Source organism: Actinospica durhamensis (assembly GCF_018139695.1).
GTDB classification, from domain to species: Bacteria; Actinomycetota; Actinomycetes; order Streptomycetales; family Catenulisporaceae; genus Actinospica; species Actinospica durhamensis.
In genome coordinates this window covers 1-23511 of sequence record NZ_JAGSOG010000126.1, presented here as the reverse complement: position 1 = coordinate 23511, position 23511 = coordinate 1, and the positions used below count along the sequence as shown (strand labels likewise).

Annotated in this window: 20 protein-coding genes; 12 read left to right on the top strand and 8 right to left on the bottom strand. The window is 72.3% G+C overall.

Going from position 1 to position 23511, the window contains the following annotated elements; all coding sequences use genetic code 11:
- The coding region (locus tag KDL01_RS22865) for a RidA family protein (RefSeq protein WP_212530627.1) at positions 1–338 on the bottom strand (338 nt) is incomplete at its 3' end.
- A gap of 157 nt (positions 339–495) precedes the next feature.
- Here KDL01_RS22865 and KDL01_RS22860 point away from each other — a divergent pair.
- The 5 genes from KDL01_RS22860 to KDL01_RS22840 are packed head-to-tail and all read left to right on the top strand — an operon-like array spanning position 496 to position 6416.
- Positions 496–978, top strand: a complete 483-nt coding sequence (locus KDL01_RS22860) for a cupin domain-containing protein (RefSeq protein WP_212530626.1) — start codon at positions 496–498, stop codon at positions 976–978.
- The gene (locus KDL01_RS22855; protein ID WP_212530625.1) at positions 975–1871 is read left to right on the top strand and encodes an acyl-CoA thioesterase; all 897 of its coding nucleotides are present in this window, start codon (positions 975–977) and stop codon (positions 1869–1871) included. The genes KDL01_RS22860 and KDL01_RS22855 overlap by 4 nt, the downstream gene beginning before the upstream one ends.
- A gap of 42 nt (positions 1872–1913) precedes the next feature.
- Positions 1914–3587: an AMP-binding protein gene (locus tag KDL01_RS22850; protein ID WP_212530624.1), complete on the top strand. Its 1674-nt coding sequence runs from the start codon at positions 1914–1916 to the stop codon at positions 3585–3587.
- On the top strand, positions 3584–5968 hold the full coding sequence (locus KDL01_RS22845) for a bifunctional salicylyl-CoA 5-hydroxylase/oxidoreductase (protein WP_212530623.1): 2385 nt from the start codon (positions 3584–3586) through the stop codon (positions 5966–5968). Before KDL01_RS22850 ends, KDL01_RS22845 begins: the two co-directional genes overlap by 4 nt.
- Before the next feature lie 22 nt (positions 5969–5990).
- Positions 5991–6416, top strand: coding sequence for an acyl-CoA thioesterase (locus KDL01_RS22840; RefSeq protein ID WP_212530622.1), 426 nt, complete (start codon positions 5991–5993; stop codon positions 6414–6416).
- Here KDL01_RS22840 and KDL01_RS22835 read toward each other — a convergent pair.
- The gene (locus tag KDL01_RS22835) at positions 6383–7255 is read right to left on the bottom strand and encodes an alpha/beta hydrolase (RefSeq protein ID WP_212530621.1); all 873 of its coding nucleotides are present in this window, start codon (positions 7253–7255) and stop codon (positions 6383–6385) included. The two genes, KDL01_RS22840 and KDL01_RS22835, sit on opposite strands and share 34 nt — an antisense overlap.
- Before the next feature lie 128 nt (positions 7256–7383).
- On the opposite strand from KDL01_RS22835, the gene proC reads away from it, so the two are divergent.
- Entirely contained in the window at positions 7384–8211 is an 828-nt protein-coding gene (gene proC, locus KDL01_RS22830) for a pyrroline-5-carboxylate reductase (protein WP_212530620.1), read from the top strand.
- A 224-nt stretch (positions 8212–8435) separates the two neighbouring features.
- The gene (locus KDL01_RS22825) at positions 8436–9206 is read left to right on the top strand and encodes an alpha/beta hydrolase family protein (protein WP_212530619.1); all 771 of its coding nucleotides are present in this window, start codon (positions 8436–8438) and stop codon (positions 9204–9206) included.
- A gap of 43 nt (positions 9207–9249) precedes the next feature.
- On the opposite strand, the gene KDL01_RS22820 is transcribed toward KDL01_RS22825, so the two are convergent.
- From KDL01_RS22820 to KDL01_RS22810, 3 genes are all read right to left on the bottom strand, one after another.
- Positions 9250–10608, bottom strand: a complete 1359-nt coding sequence (locus tag KDL01_RS22820; RefSeq protein ID WP_212530618.1) for an NsdA family TPR-like regulatory protein — start codon at positions 10606–10608, stop codon at positions 9250–9252.
- A gap of 154 nt (positions 10609–10762) precedes the next feature.
- Positions 10763–11908 (bottom strand): family 2 encapsulin nanocompartment cargo protein terpene cyclase, encoded by a 1146-nt coding sequence (locus KDL01_RS22815; RefSeq protein WP_212530617.1) that lies wholly within the window; start codon positions 11906–11908, stop codon positions 10763–10765.
- A complete protein-coding gene (locus KDL01_RS22810) occupies positions 11905–13338 on the bottom strand; it encodes a family 2B encapsulin nanocompartment shell protein (RefSeq protein ID WP_212530616.1) in 1434 nt (477 codons plus the stop codon). Before KDL01_RS22810 ends, KDL01_RS22815 begins: the two co-directional genes overlap by 4 nt.
- 352 nt (positions 13339–13690) lie before the next feature.
- On the opposite strand from KDL01_RS22810, the gene KDL01_RS22805 reads away from it, so the two are divergent.
- The 4 genes from KDL01_RS22805 (at position 13691) to KDL01_RS22790 (ending at position 18135) form a co-directional block, all read left to right on the top strand.
- Positions 13691–14551, top strand: a complete 861-nt coding sequence (locus KDL01_RS22805) for a geranyl diphosphate 2-C-methyltransferase (protein ID WP_246576833.1) — start codon at positions 13691–13693, stop codon at positions 14549–14551.
- Positions 14552–14583: 32 nt separating this feature from the next.
- Complete coding sequence (locus KDL01_RS22800) at positions 14584–15522, top strand: 4-hydroxy-3-methylbut-2-enyl diphosphate reductase (RefSeq protein ID WP_212530615.1); 939 nt, start codon at positions 14584–14586, stop codon at positions 15520–15522.
- A gap of 209 nt (positions 15523–15731) precedes the next feature.
- Complete coding sequence (locus KDL01_RS22795) at positions 15732–16337, top strand: hypothetical protein (protein ID WP_212530614.1); 606 nt, start codon at positions 15732–15734, stop codon at positions 16335–16337.
- A 217-nt stretch (positions 16338–16554) separates the two neighbouring features.
- Positions 16555–18135 carry a purple acid phosphatase family protein gene (locus KDL01_RS22790; RefSeq protein WP_212530613.1) on the top strand — a complete coding sequence of 527 codons (1581 nt, stop codon included), beginning with the start codon at positions 16555–16557 and terminating at the stop codon, positions 18133–18135.
- A gap of 9 nt (positions 18136–18144) precedes the next feature.
- Here the strand turns inward: KDL01_RS22790 and KDL01_RS22785 are convergent, their stop codons facing one another.
- On the bottom strand, positions 18145–18429 hold the full coding sequence (locus KDL01_RS22785) for a hypothetical protein (RefSeq protein ID WP_212530612.1): 285 nt from the start codon (positions 18427–18429) through the stop codon (positions 18145–18147).
- Positions 18430–18718: 289 nt separating this feature from the next.
- Between KDL01_RS22785 and leuA the strand changes: the two genes are divergently transcribed.
- Positions 18719–20521, top strand: a complete 1803-nt coding sequence (leuA, locus tag KDL01_RS22780; RefSeq protein ID WP_246576832.1) for a 2-isopropylmalate synthase — start codon at positions 18719–18721, stop codon at positions 20519–20521.
- A gap of 11 nt (positions 20522–20532) precedes the next feature.
- Here leuA and KDL01_RS22775 read toward each other — a convergent pair whose 3' ends face one another.
- Positions 20533–21594 (bottom strand): hypothetical protein, encoded by a 1062-nt coding sequence (locus KDL01_RS22775; RefSeq protein ID WP_212530611.1) that lies wholly within the window; start codon positions 21592–21594, stop codon positions 20533–20535.
- 245 nt (positions 21595–21839) lie between these two features.
- Positions 21840–23405 carry a M48 family metallopeptidase gene (locus KDL01_RS22770; RefSeq protein WP_212530610.1) on the bottom strand — a complete coding sequence of 522 codons (1566 nt, stop codon included), beginning with the start codon at positions 23403–23405 and terminating at the stop codon, positions 21840–21842.
- Between the last annotated feature and the right edge of the window lie 106 nt (positions 23406–23511).

Below are 23511 nucleotides of genomic sequence, written 5' to 3'. Positions count from 1 at the left end.
AGCAGCGCGAGCACCACCGTGAGGACGGGTGCGCGGCGCCGGGCGCGCGACCGGCTGCGATGGGCGACGGGCGAGAACATGACAGAAGGCTCCAGTGGTGGTCGGAACCGGCTGCGCCGGCGGACGCGGTCCTCCGGCTCGCCGCCGGCCTCGCGCAGGGTCGTGAGGACATTGCCGAAGGCCTGCCGGAACTGCTCCACGATGCCGCCGGGCACGATCCGCATCCCGGCGTCGAGGGCGGTCTGGCCGCCGAGGTAGAGGGTGGTGCCGGACAGCGTGCCGTGGGAGTAGCCGCTGGGGGCGGCCAGCGCGGGCGGGTTCACGGCGATGGGCGGCATGAGGCCTCCGTCTGGGGGATGGAACGGCGGTGCGTTCCGCGTGCGGGTCGGCGTTGGTATTGACTTTAACTGACGACAGTGAAAAATACGAGATACAGCACGGCCTGAACCGAACCCCCGTCACCACGGAACGTCACCACGGAACGGAGCCCCTCCCATGGAGCCTGACTTCAGCAAGTACCGCCTGGAGGGCGACAACTCGATGTACCGGCTGCCCAGCGGCATCGTCGCGCCGGTGGTCACCCGCGCCGGCTTCGAGAGCGGGAACACCGCCGACTCGGGCGGCGCGGTGCGCGTGTCGGGGGTGAGCATCCAGCACACCCCGGCGCAGAAGTTGTGGTACGGCAAGGTCAGCAACGAGCCGGGCTACCGCTCCGTCACGCACCACCACGGTGAGGCCGAGACCGGCGGCTACGTGCTCTCCGGCCGGGCCCGGATCTACTTCGGCGAGAAGTTCGAGGACTACATCGACATGTCCGAGGGCGACTGGGTGTTCGTGCCGCCGTTCATGCCGCACGTGGAGTGCAACCTCGACCGCAACAAGCCGCTGGTGTGGATGACCTGCCGCACCCCGGAGAACATCGTGGTGAACCTGCCCGACGTGCCGGACGCCGAACTGCGCGACTGGCTCAACCGGTGACCGGGCCCACCTCCGAACTGGTCACGGCGGCCCTCACCCTCGAGCCGGCCGAGGCGGAGCACTTCGACCTGGCCTTCACCGCGTCCACCCAGCCGTGCCCGTGGCCCAAGGCGTACGGCGGCGACCTGGTCGCGCAGGCGGCCGCGGCGGCGATGCGCTCGGTGACCGACGGCAAGGTCCTGCACTCGATGCACAGCTACTTCCTGCGCCCGGCCGACATCGGCGCGGCGGTGCGCTACGAGGTGGAGATCCTGCGCGACGGACGCGGCTACAGCACCCGGCAGGTGCGCGGCTACCAGAACGGCAAGCCGCTCTACGCGTGCCTGGCCAACTTCGCCGCGGGTGAGCCGGGCGGGGTGTTCGAGGCCTCACTCGCCGAGGAGGTGCCGGCGCCCGAGGAGGTGCCGAGCTCGGCCGCGTACCTGTCCGGGCGCTCCGGCGGCACCATGACCGAGGCCTCCAAGGCCTACTGGTCCGGCGGGCGCGGCTTCGACATGCGGCACGTGCCGGGGCCGGTCTACCTCGAAGTGGACGGCGGGCGCGCGCCGCACCAGGCCGTGTGGGTCAAGCCGTTCGACCCGCTGCGCCAGGTCGCAGGGCTCGACGACGCGCAGCGCGACCTGGCCGCACTGGCGTACGTGTGCGACTACACCATCCTCGAGCCGGTGCTGCGGGCGCTCGGCCTGGCCTGGGCCGAGCCCGGCCTGGTCACCGCCAGCCTGGACCACGCGATGTGGTTCCACCGCCCGGCGCGGCTGGACGACTGGCTGCTCTACGTGCAGGACGCCGCGAGCGCCGAGGCCGGGCGGGGTCTGGGCACCGGCCGCTTCTTCACCCGCGACCGCCGCCACCTGGCCACCGTCGCCCAGGAGGGCATGATCCGCCCCGCTTGACCGGCCGACCCGCTCCGGCGGGCGTATGGAAGGACCCGAACGATGCCGTTGTCGCCATCAGCCCACGTCGACACCTTCACCCGTGATCATCTACCCCCGGTCGAGCAGTGGCCGGTGATCGAGTTCAGCACCGAGGAACTGCGCTATCCGGATCGGCTCAACGCGGGCGCGGAGCTGATCGACGTGCCCGCCGAGGCCTTCGGCGCCGACCGTCCCGCGCTGCGCACGCCGGACGGCGCCACCTGGACCTACGGTGAGCTGCGCACCCGCGCCAACCAGGTCGCGCAGGTGCTGACCGAGGAGCTCGGCCTGGTTCCGGGCGGGCGGGTGCTGCTGCGTTCGCCGAACAACCCGTGGACGGTCGCCTGCTGGCTCGGCGTGCTCAAGGCCGGCGGCGTGGTGGTGACCACGATGGCCGCGCTGCGCACCCGCGAGCTCGCGCAGATCGCCGAACGGACCAGGCCCTCGATCGCCCTGGTGGACCACCGGTTCGCCGAGGACGTCTACGCCGTGCGCGACACCGCGCTGCCGGAGCTGACCGTCGCCGAGTACGGCGGTGACGGGCCGCAGGACCTGCTCGCGCGCGCGGCCGCCAAGTCGGGCGAGTTCACCGCCGTCGCCACCGCGGCGGACGACGTGGCGCTGCTGGGTCCGACCTCGGGCAGCACCGGCGTGCCCAAGATCACCATGCACTTCCACCGCGACCTGCTCTCCATCGACAACACCTTCGGCCGGCACACGCTGCGGCTCGAGCCGACCGACGTGGTCGCCTGCTCCGCGCCGCTGGCCTTCACCTTCGGGCTCGGCATGCTCGTGGTCTTCCCGCTGCGGGCCGGGGCCTGCACGCTGCTGACCGAGTCGGCCACGCCCGAGCAGCTGGCCCGGCTGGTGGCCGAGCAGGGGGTGACGGTGCTGGCCACCGCGCCGACCGCGTACCGGGCGATCGTGCGCGCGGGCCGGGAGGAGGATCTGGCCGGGCTGCGCCGGGCCGTGTCGGCGGGCGAGCACATCACCGAGGACATATGGCACCGGCTGCGCGACGACCTCGGGCTGCCGGTGATCGACGGGATCGGCGCGACGGAGCTGCTGCACATCTTCATCTCCGCCGCCGACGCCGACATCCGCCCGGGCGCGACCGGCAAGCCGCTGCCGGGCTACCGCGCGGTGATCCTGGGGCCGGACGACCGCGAGCTCGGGCCCGGCGAGCCGGGCCGGCTCGGGGTGATCGGGCCGGTGGGCTGCCGCTACCTGGACGACCGGCGGCAGAAGGACTACGTCGCGGCCGGGTGGAACGTCACCGGCGACGTCTTCCACCGGGACGAGGACGGCTACTTCTACTACCACGCGCGCGGCGACGACATGATCGTCTCCTCCGGCTACAACATCGGCGGGCCCGAGGTCGAGGCCGCGGTCGAGACGCACCCGGACGTGCTCGAGTGCGCGGTGGTGCCCCGGCCGGACGCCGAGCGCGGCTCGGTGGTGTGCGCCTTCGTGGTGCTGCGCCCGGGCGTGGCCGGGGACCCGGCGAAGGCCAAGGAGATCCAGGACCACGTCAAGCAGGTGCTCGCACCGTACAAGTATCCGCGCGACCTGAGGTTCCGACAGAACCTGCCGCGCAACGCGAGCGGGAAGCTGCAACGCTTCGCGCTGCGTCAGATCGTCGAGGACGAGCAGGCCGGCGCGCACGCGCCGGGCACCGAGAGGAACCACCCGTGAAGATCGCGATCGTCGGCGGCGGCCCGGGCGGGCTGTACCTCGCCGCGCTGATGAAGCAGCTCGACCCGGCCCACGAGATCACCGTCTGGGAGCGCAACGCCCCGGACGACACCTTCGGCTTCGGCGTGGTGTTCTCGGACGAGACCCTGGGCGGGATCGAGAACGCGGACACCGCGTTCGCCGAGGCCATGGCGCGCCGCTTCGCCCGCTGGACCGACATCGACGTGCACTACCGGGGCGAGCGGCACACCGTGGGCGGGCAGGGCTTCGCCGCGATGGGCCGCAAGGACCTGCTCCACCTGCTGCAGGAGCGCTGCCGCACCCTGGGCGTGGACCTGCGTTTCAGCACCCTGGCGCCGCAGCTCGAGCACCTGCGGGCCGAGTACGACCTCGTGGTCGGCGCGGACGGGCTCAACTCCGCGACCCGCGCGGCGCACGCCGAGGTGTTCCGCCCGAGCCTGGACCGGCGCGGCAACAAGTACATGTGGCTGGGCACGGACCGGGTGTTCGAGGCCTTCCAGTTCTTCGTCAAGCACACGCCCTGGGGCGTGATGCAGGTGCACGGCTACCCGTACTCGGATCAGGGTTCGACGTTCATCGTGGAGATGCACGAGGACGTGTGGCGGGCGGCCGGGTTCGACGCGACGGCCGAGACGGTGTTCGCGCCGGGCGCCTCGGACGAGTACGCGGTGGCGCGGCTGCGCGAGCTGTTCGCCGAGGAGCTCGCCGGGCACGAGGTGTACGCCAACAACTCGAAGTGGCTGAACTTCACCACCGTGCGCAACGAGTGCTGGCACGACGGCAACCTGGTGCTGCTCGGCGACGCGGCGCACACCGCGCACTTCTCCATCGGCTCGGGCACCAAGCTGGCGATGGAGGACGCGCTGGCGCTGGCGGCCTGCCTGCACGAGAACGACGGGATCGAGGCGGCGCTGACGGCCTACGAGGCCGAGCGGCGGCCGGTGGTGGCCTCCACCCAGCGGGCCGCGCAGGCCTCGCTGGAGTGGTTCGAGAACATCGGCGTGTACGCGGACCAGGAGCCGACCCAGTTCTGCTTCAACCTGCTGACGCGCTCGCGGCGGATCACCTACGCGAACCTGCGTACCCGGGACCGCGACTTCGCCGACCGGGTGGACGCCGCGTTCGCCGCGTCGCAGGGGCTGGACAAGGTCGCGCCGGCGATGTTCCAGCCGTTCCGGATCGGCGCGCTGGAGCTCAAGAACCGGGTCGTCGTCTCGCCGATGGACATGTACTCGGCCGTGGACGGGGTGCCGGGTGACTTCCACCTGGTGCATCTGGGTTCGAAGGCCATGGGCGGGGCCGGCCTGGTGATGACGGAGATGGTGTGCGTCTCGCCGCAGGCGCGGATCACCCCCGGCTGCACCGGCCTGTGGAACGAGCGGCAGCGCGACGCCTGGGCGCGCGTCGTCGAGTTCGTGCACACCCGCAGCACGGCGCGGATCGGCCTGCAGCTCGGGCACTCCGGGCGCAAGGGCTCGACCCGGCTGATGTGGGAGGGCATGGACGAGCCGCTGGCCGAGGGCAACTGGCCGCTGGTGGCGCCCTCGCCGCTGCCGTACGGCCCGAACTCGGCGACGCCGCGCGAAGCGACCCGGGCGGACATGGACGCGATCCTCGCGGACTTCACCGCGGCGGCCCGGCGCGGCGCCGAGGCGGGCTTCGACCTGCTGGAGCTGCACTGCGCGCACGGGTATCTGCTCTCCTCCTTCCTCTCCCCGCTGACCAACCACCGCACGGACGAGTACGGCGGCTCGCTGGAGAACCGGCTGCGCTTCCCGCTCGAGGTCTTCGACGCGGTGCGCGCGGCCTGGCCGGCCGAGCGGCCGGTGATCGTGCGGATCTCGGCCACGGACTGGCTGCCGGACGGCAACACCGAGCACGACGCGGTGGAGATCGCCCGGGCCTTCATCGCGCACGGGGCGGACGCCATCGACGTCTCCTCGGGACAGGTGGCCAAGGAGGAGCGGCCCACGTTCGGCCGCTCCTACCAGACGCCGTTCGCGGACCGGATCAGGCACGAGGTGGCCGCGGCCACCGGCACGGCCGTGATCGCGGTCGGGGCGATCGCCTCGTACGACGACGTGAACTCCATCCTGCTGGCGGGCCGGGCCGACCTGTGCGCCCTGGGCCGTACGCACCTGTACGACCCGCAGTGGACGCTGCACGCGGCGGCCGAGCAGGAGTACCGGGGCGAGGCGGCGGCGTGGCCGGAGCAGTACCGGGCCGGCCGGCGCAAGCCGCCGACCTCGCGCACCGACGCGGTGCGCCCGCGCCTGGCCCTGCTGCGGGACGAGGGCCAGGACCCGGACGAGCCGCTGCACCTGCGCTGGACCCCGTCGCATGAGCCGGCCGCGGCCTGAGCCGGGTGCCGAGGTGGACGGCGTGGCCACGGCCGTCCACCACGGCCGCGTCGAGTGGATGGACACCGACGCGGCCGGGCACCACCACAACACCTCCGTCAACCGGTTCGTGGAGTCGGCCGAGGCCGCGCTGATGCGCGAGCGCGGCCTGCCCGAGTACTTCGGCGCCGCGCCGAGGGTGCGCTACGAGGTCGACTTCCTGTCCAGGCTGTGGTTCGGGCAGGAGGTCACGGCCCTGCTGGTGCTCGAGCGGATCGGCGCTTCCTCGCTCACCTTCCGCTTCGAGGTCTGGGGCGAGAAGGACGACGAGCACCCGCGTACGCTCGCCGCCCGCGGCCGCTACGTGACCGTGCACGTGCCGCGGGGCGCGGAGCACAGCGCGCCGTGGCCGGACGAGTGGCGGCGCCGGCTCTCTCAACGCACCGACGGCTGCGACTCAGTCTCCTGACGCTCCCCGGCCGCCCAGCGCAGGGCGTCGGGCAGCAGCACGCCGGCGTGGTTGGGGCTGTGGCCGCCCTCGCCGAGGACGAGGCGGAAGTCGTAGCCCGCCTCGGCCAGGGCGGCGGCCACGCGCAGGTTCTCGGCGAGCCAGTTGCGCCCCTTCCGGTTCCAGTTGATGTCGCGCTGCCCGACCTGCAGGAACAGTCGCAGCGGCTTGGCCGCGATGCTCGCGAGCAGGTCCGGGAAGGGGTTGCCGCCGGGCATCTGCGCGAAGCTGGAGTTGAAGCAGATCGCCCGGCGGAACCGGTCGGAGCGCAGCCAGGCGACGGTCAGGGCGCAGTCGCCGCCGCTGCTGCCGCCGCACACGCTCCAGCGCTCCGGGTCCTCGGTGATCGCGTAGCGCGCGGTGACCTCGGGCAGGATCTCGGTCAGCAGGAAGGTGACGTACCGGTCGTCGAAGGCGTCGTACTCGACGTTGCGGTTCCTCGGCTGCTCGGCCCCGGCCAGGATGCCGGGATCGACGAACACGCCGACGGTGACCGGGATCGCGCCCTGGTGGATCAGGTTGTCCAGCACCGCACCGGCACGTACGGCGCCGTCCGGGTCCAGGTACGACCAGCCGTCCTGGAAGACCGCGAGCGAGGCCGGCTCGGCCGGGTCGTACTGCTCCGGGACGTGGATCCAGACCCGGCGCGAGGTGCCCGGATAGATCGCGCTCCGAGTCCAGGCGAACTGCTCGGTCCGGCCGACCGGCACGCCGGGGTGGCGGGAGGAGTCGGGACCGTAGGCGTACCGGACATCGGTCAGGTCGAGCGGAAGCGACTGAAAGGGCACGTGGACGGTCACGTGCGCACTGTAGAGAGCTCACTCGTTCGGCTCAACCGATTAAGGCCCACCGGCTCCGAAGGCGGGCACGGCGGTCCGAATGGGTGGCGGCGGGTGCGCGGGCCGGTGGACGGCGCGATCCTCGGTGCATGAGGATTTCGCTGTTCGGCGTGGGCGAACTCGGCTACGCGCTGCTCGGCGGGTGGCTGGCGGCGGGCATGCCGAGCAGCGACATCCGCGGGGTGGAGCGGGACGAGCGGCGCGCCGCGCAGATCGAGGACACCCTGGACGTGCGCGTGGTCTCCGCGCTTGAGGCGGCCGAGGACGCCGACACGGCGGTGCTCGCCGTGCCCGCGCAGTCGGTGCCCGACCTGCTCGCGGCCATCGGACCGCGGCTGGATCCGGACTGCCTGGTGCTCTCGCTCGCGGCCGGCGTGCCGATCGAGCTGATCGAGCGTTACCTGCCGGCGGGCATGGCCGTGGTGCGGGCGATGCCGAACACGGCGGTCTCCGCGCGCGAGGGGATGTGCGTGCTCTCCCCCGGGCCCGACGTGGACGAGGGGCACCTGCTGCGGGCCGAGCAGCTGCTGCGTCCGGTCGGCGAGGTGATCCGGGTGCCGGAGGACCAGCAGAACGCGGCGACGGCGCTGTCCGGCAGCGGCCCGGCGTTCTTCTACGAGGTCTTCGACCACATGATCCGGGCCGGGATGCGGCTCGGGGTGACCGAGGAGGCGGCCGGGCTGATGGCCGTTCAGGCGGCCGCGGGCGCGGTGGCCATGGTCCGCGGCACCCGCCGCGCGCCCGCCCACCTGCGCGAGGCGGTGGCCACGCCCGGCGGCACCACCCAGGCCGCGCTGGCGGTGCTCGGCGAGCACGGGGTGGGCGCGGCCGTGGAGGGCGCGGTGCGGGCGGCCGCGCTGCGCTCCGCCGAGGTCGGCGACGAGCTGTGGGAGCAGACGCGGCTAGTGCGGGAGTGAGAACCGCGGCGTGAACCGCGTGAACCCCGTCGTCGAAAAGCGTTCGCGCCGCCGCGTCGCGGACTGATAGCTTCCAGCCGACCGTGATCCGCCGGAGGAGGTGAGACCCATGTACGCAGTGCAGCCGTGGGTGCTCCCCCGTCCCGTCACGGCCGGGCGATCGACGTAGGTTAGGTGTCGCCGGGAGCGCCCCATCTCCAGGGACTCCCGAAAGGCACCACTTCATGCATTCTCTGCGGTTCACCGCCGAATCCGTCGCGTTCGGCATGCGCGAGCGCGACTTCCTCCTGGGCGCGGACGGCGTCCCCGGCGTCCTGTTCTCCCCGCCCGCCGACCCGGCCGAGCGCGCGCCGCTGATCCTGCTCGGGCACGGGGGCGGCAACCACAGGAAGCACCCGGCGATGACGGGCCGGGCCCGGCTCCTCGTGCACGGCTGCGGCTTCCACGTCGCCGTCCTGGACGCGCCCGGGCACGGCGAGCGGCCGCGCACCGCGCACGACGAGGCGGAGATCGCCGAGCTGTACCGGGCGCGGGAGGCGGGCCAACCGGAAGGCCCGATCGTCGTACGCTACAACGCCCACCTGGCGCGACAGGCCGTACCCGAGTGGCGCGCGGCCCTCGACGCGCTGCAGCAGCTCCCTGAAATCGGCGCGGACGGGCCGGTCGGGTACTTCGGCCTCAACATGGGCACGGCGATCGGCGTGCCGCTGGTGGCGGCCGACTCCCGGATCACCGCCGCGGCCTTCGGCCAGCACTGGCCGGACGCGCTGGCCGAGTACGCGCGGCGGATCACCGTCCCGGTCGAGTACGCGCTGCAGTGGGACGACGAGCACATCCCGCGCGAGGCCGGCCTCGCGCTGTTCGACGCCTTCGCCTCGGCCGACAAGACCCTGCACGCCAACGCGGGCCGGCACAAGGAACTGCCCAGGTTCGAGGCCGAGAGCGCGGTCCGCTTCTTCGCCCGCCACTTCGGCCGGACGGTCGCAGCGGGCTGATCCGGTTGGCTGATCCGGCCGCCGCCCGGCCCGGTACCCGCGCTCAGATCACCGCGTGCGGACGGGCCGGGCGGCTGATCGCGGCGGCGCGGGCGAGCAGCTGGCGGGCGCTGTGGTGGGCCGAGTGCGGGCGCAGCCGCGCCTGGAGGGTGCGCAGCGCGGTGTGGGCGCGGGCCGAGCGCAGGTCGGGGTAGGCGTCGATGAAGGCGTGGCAGGCGGCCACCGACTCGTCCAGGTGGCCCTGGTCCAGGTGCATCCCGGCCAGCAGCGCGTGCGCCATGGCCCGGGTGCGCCGCTCGTGTGCGGGGCGGCGGCGGATCGACTCCGAGAGCATCTTGATACCGGCGGGCAGGTCGCCGAGCAGCGTGTGCACGGCGGCGGCGTGGTGGGCGTGGGCGGCGGGGTGGTACGCGGCCACGGCGGCGCCGCGCGGGATCCGGCCGGTGCGCAGCAGCACGTCGGCGCGTTCGAGCGCGGCCAGGGCGGCCGGGCCGTCGCCGTGCGCGGCGGCGGCCACCGCGAACTGGCCGTGCAGCCCGGCGCGCTGGTGGTCCGAGAGCACCCGGCCCTCGGCGCTCTCGATCGCGGCCCGGGCCAGGCTGAGCGCGGGCACCGGGTGGCCGAGCGCGTGCGCCTGCGCGGACATCGAACGCAGGATCGCGGCGTACTCGGCCGGGTTCTCGTTCTCCACGGCCAGCGCGAGCGCCGCCGCGAAGTAGCGCTGGGCCAGCGCGTGCTGCTCGTCGTCGAAGCACATCAGGGCACACAGATGGGTCAGCTCGGTGGCCACCGCGAGCATACGGTCCCTGATCCGCCGGGCGCCGGGCGCGCGCAGCCGCGGCGCGATGTCGTAGGCGAGGTAGCGCCCGAGCGCGGCCCGGGCGTGGCCGCCGCCGAACACGGCGTCGGCGTCGGCGAACAGCGCCGCCATCGCCTCGGCCGCGCTCACGTGCACCGGCTCGAGCCGGGCCCCGGTGGCCGGGCGGGCGACGGGCCGCGGCGGGAGCCCGGCGGGCCAGCCGGGCACGGCCAGTTCGCCCAGGCAGTAGGCGCCGCCGAGCTCGGATTCGCGGCCCGCCTCGGTCAGCTTCGAGAGCTGACGCAGCGTCTCGAGCGGGTCCAGGTCACGGTCCCGGCCGAAGCGCTCCTCCTGCGGGTCCGACAGGCCCACCCTCTCCGCGGTGAGCGGACGGCCGAGCCGGCGGGAGAGGGCCTCGGCGATCAGGTCGGGCAGCGGGGCGCGCGGCTTGCGCCCGGCCAGCCAGTGGCTCACCGTGCGCCGGTCGAGCCGGATGGTCAGGCCGACCTCCCGGGCGAGGGCGTTGACCTGCCGGGCCAGCAGGTCCTGGGTCCAGTTCGCCTCGCCGAGCAGCTGCTGCAGCGAGGAGTTGGCGGTGCGCAAACTGACACTCCCGAGAACGCGAGGTACGGGCGACGGATCCGGTGGGATTCCACAGGATCAGTTGCCCGTACCCGGCTCCGGACGCAACGGCCTGGTGCCCCGGTTCACCCGTTCGAGGCGGCCCGCGCCGCGCGGCGGGCGGCGCGGGCGCGGCTCAGGCGCCGTGATAGCGCGGACTGGTCGCGTGCCAGCGCTTGCTGCCCCCCATCCAGTTCCACAGGCCCTTGACATAGCGGCGCAGCTGCGGGGAGCCGAGGGCGGCCAGCGCGGCGCACTCGGCCTCGACCGTGCGCATCATCTCGTCGTGGATCTGCGCCGCGCGGTGGATCGCCTCCTGCAGCGAGCAGTTCTCCTCGGCGGCGATGACGGTGGGCAGGTTGGTGTCGGTCGGATCCTCCTTGTGCATCGAGTAGATGTCGTTGAGCAGCACGTTGGCCACGCCCGCGTACAGGTAGACCCGGCGCACCCGGGCGTCGGCGAACTCGTGCGCGGGCAGCTCGTAGCCGTCGACCGGGTCGATCAGCACCATGCAGGGGTAGAAGGCGTTCTCGTAGCGGTGCAGCAGGTACTCCCAGACCGCGGGCCGCCGCCCGCTCGAGCGCCACTGCGCCTCCTGGCCGTAGCCCACGAACATGACCGCGAGCTCGTGCCGGAGCCGGGCCAGCTGGGTGGCCGAGGCGATCTCCTCGAGGTGACCGAGCGCCGAGCGGAACCCGCGCAGCACCGGCTCGCTCGCCACCACCTCCTCGAACCTGCCCATGTAGCGCGGCGGCAGCCGGACCGGGTCGACCACGGCGTGCGCCATGGCCAGGCGGGGGGCGAGCAGGGTCGGGTCGGTGTCCTCCCCCTCGTCCACCCAGTGGTCGTCCACCGCCCACTCGGCCAGTCCGCACCGGGCCGCGATCAGCAGCCGGTCCGGATCGTCGCAGCCCGGGTGCGCGAGCATGAACAGCCGGCCGAAGTTGTGCGTGCGCAGCCGCTCCAGCCGGCCCTCGAAGATGCCGATCTCGGCCGCCCACTCGATCAGCCGCTCGTTGACCAGCTCGCCGAGGGCCGGATCGTCGCGCTCCGCGTCGGGACAGTAGAGCTCGGGGATGTGCAGTCTGCCGGACCCGGCGGGCTCGGGCTCGGCCGGTTCCGGGGCGGATTGCTTCGGGGCGGATTGCTCCGGGGCGGCGGGCTGTGTCGCTGCGGGCTGCGGTTGCCGACCGGGATCCGTGGGCAGCCGCAGCGCCGCCGTGCCGAGGCCGGTGGGCCCGCGCAGCATCCGCAGGGCGGAGACGTCGAAGTCCTCGATCATCGGCTCGGCACCGACACCTCGACGTCCTCGAGCACGCCGATCGCGTCCGGGACCAGGATCGCGGCCGAGTAGTACGCGGTGACCAGGTAGGAGATCAGCGCCTTCTCGTCGATGCCCATGAACCGCACGTTCAGGCCGGGCTGGAACTCGTCCGGCAGCCCCACCTGGTGCAGGCCGACCACGCCCTGGTCGTCCTCACCGGTGCGCAGCGCGAGGATGGAGCTGGTGCGCACGCCCGAGATCGGGATCTTCCCGCAGGGGTAGATCGGCACGCCGCGCCAGGCCGGGACGGTGTGCCCGTCCACGTTCGCCGCGTCCGGGTAGATGCCGCGGTTGTTGCACTCGCGGTAGAACGCGGCGATCGCCTTGGGGTGGGCCAGGAACAGCTTCGTGGACCGGCGCATGCTGAGCAGGTTGTCCAGGTCGTCCGGGGTGGGCGGCCCGGAGTGGGTGGGGATGCGCTGGTCGTACTCGGCGTTGTGCAGCAGGCCGAACTCGCGGTTGTTGACCAGCTCCCACTCCTGCCGCTCGCGGATGGCCTCCACGGTCAGCCGCAGCTGCTGCTCGGTCTGGTTCATCGGGTCGTTGTAGAGGTCGGCGATACGCGAGTGCACCCGCAGCACGGTCTGGGTCAGGCTCAGGTCGTACTCACGCGGCGTCAGGTCGTAGTCCACGAAGGTGCCGGGCAGCTGCTCCTCGCCCTTGTGCCCGGCGCTCAGCTCGATGCTGGCCTGGCCCTTGTTGTCCCGCGGCCGGCGCGCGTTGTCCAGGTACGCGGCGAAGTGGGCCTGGAGCGCGGGCGAGTTCTCCAGCAGCCGCTGGAAGGCGGCGCGGCTGATCACCATGACGGTGCCCGCGGTCGCGGCCTTGACCGTGTGCTCCCACCGGGCGTCGGAGCGCGCGTGGGTCTGGTCGCCCAGGGTGTGTCCGTCCGCGACGACGCCCACGACGGTGGGGCTGCCGTAGTGGCCGGTGCCGATCAGCTCCACCCGGCCGTGCGCGATGATGTACATCTCCTCGACCGGCGCCCCCTCCTGCGCGAGCAGGTCGCCGGCCGCGAAGTCGCGCGGGGTGAAGGCGGCGGCGAGCGCGGTCAGCAGGTCGTCGTCCGGGAATCCGCGCAGGGTGGGCAGTTCGCGCAGGGTCTGCGGGATGATGCGCACGTTGTCCGCGCCGGACTGGTCGAACGAGACCCGGCCCCGGCCGACGCCGACGGTCAGGCGCCGGTTGACCCGGTAGGTGCCGCCGGAGACGTTCACCCACGGGAGCTTGCGCAGCAGCCAGCGGGAGCTGATCCCCTGCATCTGCGGGACGGTCTTGGTGGTGGTGGCCAGATTGCGCGCGGCCTGGGTGCCCAGGCTGCTCGGGTTCTGCTCCGGGATGGCCTGCTCGGCCGGGTTCTGGGCGGTGTCCTGCTCGGTGCTCGGCATGCTCGTCTCCGTCTCTGCCGCGGGCGGCGCGATGTCGGGATACGTCTCCTATTTCCGCTGCTGCGGGGCCGCGCGGCAAGGTCGGCGCGCGGCCGGACCTGTCGCGCTTCACCGCGCCGTCCGGTCCCGCGCGGCCGTGCGCCGGGCCCGGATCCGCCGCGCCCACCTGCGCCGACGCGCGCGCCGCGGGGCGGGCAAGCGCGACACATCCGAGGCGCCCGGCGCCTTGGCGAGCGGCGGCCGCGACGGCTGAATGGGAGTCAGGCGGACGCGCCGGGGCCCGGCCCCGGGGCGGCGCCGAACCGGCCGATCGGCCGCGAACGACCTTCAGCGCCATGGGAGGACCCTGCATATGACCATGACCGACGCCCGCGACCAGGTTTTGACCACCGACTACCAGCGGGCGGTGGCCGCCTGGTGGGACACCCGCCGGACGGACCGGGTGAACCTGGCCCTGGGCGAGATCGACGGTTTCTACCACCACCACTACGGGGTGGGCGCGGTCGACCTGTCGGTGCTCGAGGGGCCCGAGGACACCCGGGACGAGCGCACCCTGCGCGAACTGCACCGGCTCGAGCACTCCCAGGCCGAGCTGCTGCTCGACCACCTCGGTCCGGTGGGCCAGGACGAGGGCGTGCTCGACTCCGGCAGCGGCCGCGGCGGGCTGAGCTTCCTGGCCAACCAGCGCTTCGGCTGCAAGGTGGACGGGATCTCGATCTCGCAGTACCAGGTCGAGTTCGCCAACGACCAGGCGGCCCGGCGCGCGGTGACCGACCAGGTCTCCTTCCACTTCCGCAACATGCTCAGCACCGGGTTCGAGGACGGGTCCAAGCGCGCCATCTGGACCGACGAGACCACGATGTACGTGGACCTGTTCGAGGCCTTCGCCGAGTTCTCCCGGCTGCTGCCGCGCGGCGGCCGGTACGTGTGCATCACCGGGTGCTACAACGACTCGCTGGGCGGCAAGTCGGACGCGGTGAACACCATCGACGAGCACTACACCTGCCGGGTGCACCCGCGCAGCCGGTACTTCGCCGCGCTCGCCGCCAACAACCTGGTGCCGGTGAACGTGTTCGACCTCACCGACGCCACCATCCCGTACTGGGAGCTGCGGCAGAAGTCCTCGATCGCCACCGGCATCGAGGAGGCGTTCCTGACCGGGTACCGGGAACGCAGCTTCCAGTACCTGCTGATCGCCGCCGACAAGATCTGATCCCGCCACCGAGCGAGGAGAAGGGGAGCGCCATGGGCAGGGTGCTGCTCGCCGCGCCACGCGGCTTCTGCGCCGGAGTGGAACGCGCCGTGGAGATCGTCGAGGCGCTGCTCGAGCGCCTCGGGCCGCCGGTGTACGTGCGCAGGCAGATCGTGCACAACGTCCACGTGGTGGCGGATCTGACACGGCGTGGCGCGGTGTTCGTGGACGAGGTCGACGAGGTGCCCCGCGGCGCGGCGGCGGTCTTCTCGGCCCACGGCGTCTCCCCCGCGGTGCGCGCCCAGGCCGCCGAGCGCGGCCTCGACGTGTACGACGCCACCTGTCCGCTGGTGGCCAAGGTGCACGCCGAGGCGCTGCGCTACGCCCGGGACGGCTACACCATCGCGTTGATCGGGCACGAGGACCACGAGGAGGTCGAGGGCACCCGGGGCGAGGTGCCGGAGCTGATCCAGATCGTCGACGGGCCGGAGGCGGTGGCCGGGGTGGTGCCCGGCGAGTCCGGCAAGCTGGTCTGGCTCTCCCAGACCACCCTGGCCCTGGACGAGGTCGCCCAGACGGCGAAGGCGCTGCGCGAGCGCTTCCCGCAGTTGGCGGACCCGCCGGGCGAGGACATCTGCTACGCCAGCCAGAACCGGCAGAACGCGGTGAAGGCGATCGCCGCGCGCTGCGAGGTGGTGCTGGTGGTCGGGTCGGCGAACTCGTCGAACTCGGCCCGGCTGGTGGAGGTGGCGCGCGCGGCCGGGGCCCCGGCCGCGTACCTGCTCGACGACGGCCGCTCGGTGCGCGCCGAATGGCTCGAGGGCGTGGACACGGTCGGGGTGACGGCCGGGGCCTCGGCGCCGGAGTTCGCCGTGGACGACGTGCTCGCGGTACTCGCCGCGCGCGGCTTCGACGAGCTCGAGCAGGTGGTGGCGGCCGAGGAGACGGTCAGCTTCGAGCTGCCGGCCGGGCTGCGGGCGCCGCGGGGCTGAGCCGACACGGACCGACCGGGCGCGGACGCCGACCGCGCCCGGTCTCCGCGTACCCGGTCCGACCCGTCCGCTCCGACCTGTCCGGTCCGCCCCGTCCGCAACAGCGGTGTCCGGAATGGCCGCATCCAGCCCGGTTGGCGCCGAAAGACCACGACTTGATAACGTCGCGGAGGCCGCCGGTGTCCGGGCGGCGGAAGCGGATCTCAGTCATGGCAAGCATCATTCGGGGCGCCTTCACGCAGCGCGGCGACGACGTCATCGTCCGTAATCAGGCCTACATCCTCGGTTCGCGCATCGGCCTCGGCCTGCTCGCGCTGGTGGCCCTGGCCGCCGGAATCGCCGCGAGCCCGTCCGCGCGCGGCGCGGGCCTGATCGCGATCCCGTTGCTGTGCGGGCTTTTCGGCTACACCCTGTGCACCTTCGGCCGGCACCTCTCCATCCAGCTCGGCCCGCACGGGGTGGTGCTGGAGAACGGCCCGGTGCGGCACGAGTTCGCCTGGTGGGCGGCCCCGACGCTCACGCTCGGTCGCGGCCTGGAACTGAGTGTGCCCGGCGGGCGCTGGCCGGTCGCGAGTTCGGCCTTCCCGTTCTCGACCAGTGCCGAGGCGGCCGGATACGCCGGCCACCGGCGCGTGCTCGAGGAGATCGACCAGGCCCGGCGCGCGCTGCGCGAGCGGTTCCCGGTGGACACCGGCGACACGGCGTGGCCGCAGTACCGCTCCCGGGTCTCCGTACCCGAGCTCTGGCTGCTGCCGGTGCTGATGATCGCGGCCGAGCTGCTCTACGTCCTCGGCCTCCTCGTTTCCGGGCGCTGACACACTCCGGATCCCGCGCCGAAAACGCTGAACGCACGGCGACTTCCCGACCAACGCAGGGTACGCACACGCCCGATTTGCACCCGTCCCCGGGCTTGTTCACCGTACGTCTGCGTGTCGCTTGCCCCCAGGACATCTCGGCGTCCTGCGCAGGTAGTGCGGGAGTGTCACTATCGGCTGCTCGCCGGACCTGCCGGCGACGTCGAAGGAGGTCGGAGTGCAAGCCATCTCCCGTCGCTCGCTGTTGCGCGGAGCCACGGCCAGTGGACTGGTCGTCGCGGCCGGGCCCGTCATCTGGACGCAGCCGGCCATCGCGGGCACCGTGGGCCCGGAACAGCTTCACCTGCAGTTCGGTCGGGACGCCGCGACCGAGATGACCGCGTCCTGGGCCACCGCGGGCTCGGTCAGCCGCCCCCGGCTGCGGCTCGGCACGGCGCGCGAGGGCTTCGGCCGCACCATCGAGGCCGAGACGCTCACCTACACCGACGGCCTCAACAGCGTCGAGACCATCACGCACCACGCCCGGATCACCGGCCTGCGCCCGGACACCTCGTACGTGTACGAGGTCACCCACGACGGCGCCACCCCGGTGCAGGGCGCGTTCCGCACCGCCCCGGTCGGGCGCACCGCCTTCCGCTTCACCAGCTTCGGCGACCTGGCCACCGGCAACCCGGCCTGGTCGAAGTCCTCGATCAACGGCGTGACCGCGATCGCCCAGGTCGAGCAGTTCGACCCGGTCGTGCACCTGATGAACGGCGACCTGTCCTACGCCAACGTGAACCAGACCAACCAGCCCGGCTGCTGGGCCGACTTCATGAACAACAGCCAGGCCTCCTCGGCCAACCGGCCCTGGATGCCGGCGCTGGGCAACCACGAGATCGAGATCGGCAACGGCGACCTCGGCTACGACTCGTACAACACCCGGTTCATGCTGCCCGACAACGGCACCCCGTGGCCGAACAACTGGTACAAGTTCCAGGTCGGCTCGGTGCTGTTCGTCTCGCTGGACAACAACGAGGTCGTCTACCAGAACTCCGGCGCCTACGACGCGACCACCGGCCAGGTCATCTACAACCGCGGCTACAGCGACGGCGCGCAGACCGCGTGGCTCGAGCGCACCCTGGCCGAGGCCCGCGGCAACGACTCGATCGACTGGATCGTGGCGTACATGCACCAGCCGGCCATGTCCAGCTCCGCCAGCGGCTCCGGCGGCGACCTGGGCATCCGCCAGCAGTTCATGGACCTGTTCTACCGCTACAACGTGGACCTGGTGCTGGCCGGCCACGACCACGACTACGAGCGCACCTACGCCGTGCACGGCACCGACTCGGGCACCAACCTGCGCCCGACCGTGGTCTCCACCGACACGGACGTGGTCGACACCTCCAAGGGCCTGGTCCAGCTCGTCCTCGGCGGCGGCGGCACCTCCTCGCACGACGACGTCTACGGCGCCCCGGACCCGAACGCCGGCGGCGTGCCGGTCGCGCAGGTCTACACCGAGTACGAGGCCTACAAGGTGGCGGCGAACGAGTCCGAGGACGCCACCTGGTCGGCCGTGCGCGACCCCGACACCACCCACCCGTGGGGTATCGCCGTGTTCGACGTCGACCCGGGCGCGCACCCCGGCGACGAGACCTCGATCACGATGACCTACTACCACACCCCCGCCGCGACGGCCTCGAACCCGTTCCCGGCCCCGATCGCGTTCGACACCTTCAAGGCCGTGCGCCGCCGCCGCGACGGCTGGTCCCACGGCGACGTGCACCAGCTCGTCGGCGCGCAGGGCTCGCACAAGTAGAACCCCGCGTCACCCCTCATCCGCCCGGTCGAGTCCGCTCGACCGGGCGGTTTCGTGTACGCCCTCGCGCAGGACTGTCAGTTCCAGGGCATCGGCTTTGCGAGCGTCTATCAGGAGCTGGAGATCGGTCGCCAGCCTGGTCAGCTGCACGGTGCGTTCGGCCTGACGCCGTCTGCGGCGCCGGGGCCGGCCGGAGACCAGGCCGATCAGGACGGCCCCCGCACCGGCCAGGACGGGGGCACGCACGATGTCGGGCACGCCGCTGTGCGCCGTCGCCTGGACCGCGAACGTCACCGCGCACACCTGCGCCAGGTCCCACAGGTTCCGAACGAGCCGTCGTCCCCGCCGACGCCATCGTCCGCGAGCTCGCGACACCGACAGCAAGCCGGGGTCATCCCACCCCTGATTCACCGGGCAAGCCTACTCCGAGTGTCCCGTCTGCTACGGTGTTCGCAATGTTCTTCGGCGGCCTCCTTCTCGAGCGCCGCGACGGGGTCTGACCGGACCGGCGCCCCGCCGCGGGGTTCGGTGCTGCCGGTCTGCGTTCTTTTCCGCTCAGACCAGCGAAGGACACCGCACCCCCATGTCTTCCACCCCGTCTTCCCCGATCCTGCGTGCCTCGACCCTGCACGCCCCGACCGGCCCGGTTCCGCCGGACGCGCCGAGTTGGAATCCGCAGCGGCCCGGCGCGATGCCGAGCCACCGCTACCGATCCGCGTACGAGAAGGTCTCGGTACCGCTGACCGACCGGGCCTGGCCGACCGCGCGGCTGACCCGCGCCCCGCTGTGGGTGCCGGTGGACCTGCGCGACGGCAACCAGGCGCTGGCCGAGCCGATGGACACCGCGCGCAAGAGCGAGATGTTCGCGCTGATGCTCGCCATGGGCTACAAGGAGATCGAGGTCGGCTACCCGTCGGCCAGTCAGACCGACTACGACTTCGTCCGGCACCTGGCCACCTCGGACACGCTGCCCGAGGACGTCACCGTGGTCGTGTTCACCCCGGCCAAGCCGGACCTGATCGAGCGCACCTTCGCCTCGATCGAGGGCCTGCCGCGGGCGATGGTGCACATGTACACCGCCACCGCCCCGACCTGGCGCGAGGTGGTGCTCGGCTACGACCGGGACGGGCTGCGCGAGCTGATCACGCGTAACGCCGCGCTGGTGGGCCGGCTGGCCGACCGGCACCGGGCCGGCACGGTGCGCCTGCAGTTCTCCCCCGAGGTGTTCAACCTGACCGAGCCGGACTACGTCCTCGAGGTCTGTGACAGCCTGACCGAGCTGTGGGACGCGAGCCCGGACCGCCCGGTGGTGCACAATCTGCCCGCCACGGTGGAGATCGCCAGCCCCAACGTCTACGCCGACCAGATCGAGTACATGCACCGGAACCTGGCCCGGCGCGACGCGGTGATCCTCTCGGTGCACCCGCACAACGACCGCGGCACCGGCGTGGCCTGCGCCGAACTGGCTGTGCTGGCGGGCGCGCAGCGGGTGGAGGGCTGCCTGTTCGGCAACGGCGAGCGCACCGGCAACGTGGACCTGGTCACCCTGGGGCTGAACCTGCACGCCCAGGGCGTGGACCCGATGATCGACTTCTCCGACATCGACGAGATCCGGCGCGTGGTCGAGCACTGCAACCGGCTGCCGGTGCACATCCGCCACCCGTACGTCGGCGACCTGGTCTACACCGCCTTCTCCGGCACGCACCAGGACGCGATCAAGAAGGGGATGACGCACCACGCCGCGGCCGCCGCCGCGGCCGGGGTCCCGGAGCGCGAGCACCCGTGGAACGTGCCGTACCTGCCGATCGACCCGGCCGACGTGGGCCGCGGCTACGAGGCGGTGATCCGGGTCAACAGCCAGTCCGGCAAGGGCGGGGTGTCCTACCTGCTGCAGACCGAGTACGGCCTGGACCTGCCGCGCGCGCTGCAGCCGGAGTTCTCGGCCGTGGTGCAGCGCGCCACCGACGCCAGCGGCACCGAGGCGAGCGCCGGGGACCTGTTCGCGCTCTTCCACGCGACTTACCTGGACCCCGGCACCGACCCCGACGGCGCCGTCGTCCTCGGCCCGTGGAGCACGAACGAGATCGCGCCCGGTGAGCACGAGTGCGTCTGCGTCCTGTCGGCCGTCGAGTACCGCGGCCGCGGCAACGGCCCGCTGTCCGCCTTCATCAGGGCCCTGGCGGAGGCCGGACTGAAGGTGGACGTGCTGACGTACGCGGAGCACGCCGTGGACTCGGGCCTCGACAGCGCGGCCGTGTGCTACGCCGAGTGCCGCGTGGACGGGGAGGTGAGCTGGGGTGTCGGCATGGACACCTCGGTTCTCGCCGCGTCGGTGCGCGCGGTACTCAGCGCGGTGAACCGGGCCGCCGTGGTCGCTTCGTCATAAGGCGACTGGCGTCATGACGGGCCGATGAGCGCGTCGAGGTCGACGCTGGCGCTGTAGAAGGTCGTGAGCACGGTGCCGACGCGCGATCCGGCCGCGGGCTTGGCCGTGAGCCGGACCGTCATGACGCCGTCGAGCGCGCCGAGGATCGTGGCCTGCGGGTCGGTGAGCAGCTCCGAAAAGGGTTCGGCCAGACGGGTCGAGCGCCCGGTGGTGACGGCGGAGGTCCACTTCGCCGCGATCGCCGAGGCGCTCGACGCGCTCGAGGCCGTGACACAGACCTCTTCACTCGCGTCCGACGCGGTGTCGGCGAGCAGTCCGATGCCGAGCATGGGGGTGTCCGGCGACGGGTTGGCGGACAGGGTCCGCGGCGTGATCACGGCGGCGAGCGCCGGCCCGAGGCACTGCGCCACGGCCTTGAGCCCGGCGACGCTTGAGAGCGGGGCCCGGACCGGGCCGGCGACGGCCTCGACGTCGTCGCTGGCATCGCCCAGGGCGATCCGGCTCGAGGAGACCAGGAACTCGCTCAGGTTTGGCACGCCGGTCGGATTGTTCATACTGGTCTGCCCGTCGGTGCCGTAGCCCCAGAGCGTGCCGCCGTCGGGCGTGCCGCGCTGCTTGAAGCCCTCCTTGCCGAGCTTGGCGCCGATGCTCGCGGCGTCGAAGGACCCGTAGACGACGGTGACCTGGTGCGGCAGGTTGCCGACGGTGAACGCGGCGCTCACCCCGAGCGGGGCGAAGCCGATCGTGGAGCCGGAGGGGTCGACCTCGTCCGCGAAGCCGCCCTCGCCGATGCCGACGTACGCCGCCACCGGCCCTTTCTCGGAGATGCCGCCGTTGAGCGCGGCCACCTTCGCGACATCGCCGAACTCCACGTACGCGCCGTCCCAGCTGGTGCGGGTCAAGGCGTCCAGCAGACCCGCGACGGTCGTGGGGGGTCCGCCGCCGAGGCCGAGGCCGGGCAGGCCGCTGCCGCCACCGCCGCCTCCGGACGTCGAGCTCGAACAGGCCGTGAGCGCGAGCGCTCCGGCCAGGAGCGCGATCCATGATCTCGAGGTCGCCCGCGATGTACGCATGCTGCTTCCACCCCCGAAAGGCCCGCGCGCCGCCCGCCCGAGGCGGCCCGACCGCGCGAGGCTATCCGAACACTGACACAGATCGCCAGGGGCGCACGGGTGCCCGCGCGATCCCCGGCGGCGCCCCCGCCGTGCCGGGCCACGCCGGCCGACTCCGAGCGGATCGATTGACCAGGTCTTTCCGGCGGGCCGGCCAAGCCAGAGGGCTGCGCCCGGCCGAGCTTCTTGGCGTCAGAAGCCCATGGTCACACGGGAACTCCCGCGTTTTTGAGGGTCGTGCGCAGGGCCGCGGCAGCGGGGCCGGCCTGAGTCGGCTCGGCGTCGAGAAGGGCGTCGAGCGCCGCGCCGATCTGCTCGGGCACGGCTTCCGGGTCGCGAATGACCACCGTGGACCAGGAGTGCCTCCATCGCACCAGTCCGACTTCGGCCAGTTCGACGGTGATCCACGCGCGAAGTGCGGGCGCCAGGGCGTTGGCGCCGATCTGGAGCGCCACCGATGGGGTCGACCGCGTGTACTGCGTCTGCGCCGGAGTCAGCAGGCGATACAGCACCGCTTCCATCCCGGCAGTTTCGACCTGGTCGAAGAAGTCGGCCATGGTGGGCGGAGCTCCCTTGATCAGGTACAGGGCATCCACCAGGGGCCCTGCATCCTGACGCGTACGCACTCTGGCTACCGCGTCCACCAGCGTGTCCCAATCCACCGGCCGATGCTCCGCATGGTCCGGTTCCCGACGCGCGACCGCCGAGAGCAGCGTCTGCGCGCCGTCCAAGAGGTCGACTGCCCTCGCGGGTGAGGCGTCCTGGATCCGGCCGTCGTCCGGCAGCGCGCGAAGGGCGGAGACCCGGTCCGGGATCGGCGGGTGGGAATCGAACGGGGTCAGCTTCTGCGCCGAGGGACTGCGTCGCTCCGCTTCGACGACGCCTTGCCAGCGGGGCTCGCCGAGCATGTGGCCGAAGCCCGCGAACAGCGCCTCGGGCTGCGGCACCAGGCCGAGGCCCTTGGCGGCGTCCGCGAAGCGGGTCCTGAAATACCGGTAGGCCGTGTGGTAGGCCGGTATCTCGGCTATCACGCAGGCCGCGGTATCGCGGCCGCACAATTCGGCGCTGATCCGGTCGGCTGCGTACTCCTGGGCTCGGCTGATCTTCTGGGTGACCTTGAGGAAACGCACGGCATAGGCGCGGATGATCCCCACGATCAGCGTCTGCAGGTACAGCAGCCATCTGCCGCTGGTCACCGAGGTGGTGGTGAAGAAGCCCGCTGTCTGCAGAGCCGAGGCCAGACCTGACCGGCCGCGCATGATCACGGGCAGCAGCCGCGTGTCGTGATGGGCGAAGTGGCCGAACTCGTGCGCCAGCACGGCATCGAGCCTGGCCGGCGAGAGCGCGATCAGCATCGGCGCACCGATGACCAGGTGCCGCGACCCGGCACGCAAGCCGAGCCACCGCGTTTCCTCGAACACTGCCGCATTGAGCCGGGAATCGATCCACAGGAAGTCCGGCGGCGCGGTTCCGGCAGCAGCCGCCGCCTCGCGGACAGCGGACCAGATAGCAGGCTGCTCCGACTCGAGCACCTCCACGCCGGTCATCTCCCGACCGCGCAACACGAGCGTGGCGCGGAACACCCGGCCCACCAGGACGGACACCGCAGCCGTGAACGGCAGCCCCAACAACAAGAACAAGGGCACGCTGCTGTCCAGCATGAGCCCATCCAGCCCCACCACCGCGACGAGCAACGCAATACCCAGAGCGTAGAAGCCGATCAGCAGCGTGACAGCCGCTGTCGCGCGTACACCTATCTTCAAGACGATCACCCTCCCGCGCGAGAGGCTACCACCGGATGGTGCCCTCGGGGTGGTCGAGGTCGGGCAGCAGCGCGGCGCCCGCGGTCGCGAAGGCACCTAGCACTATGTCCGCGAC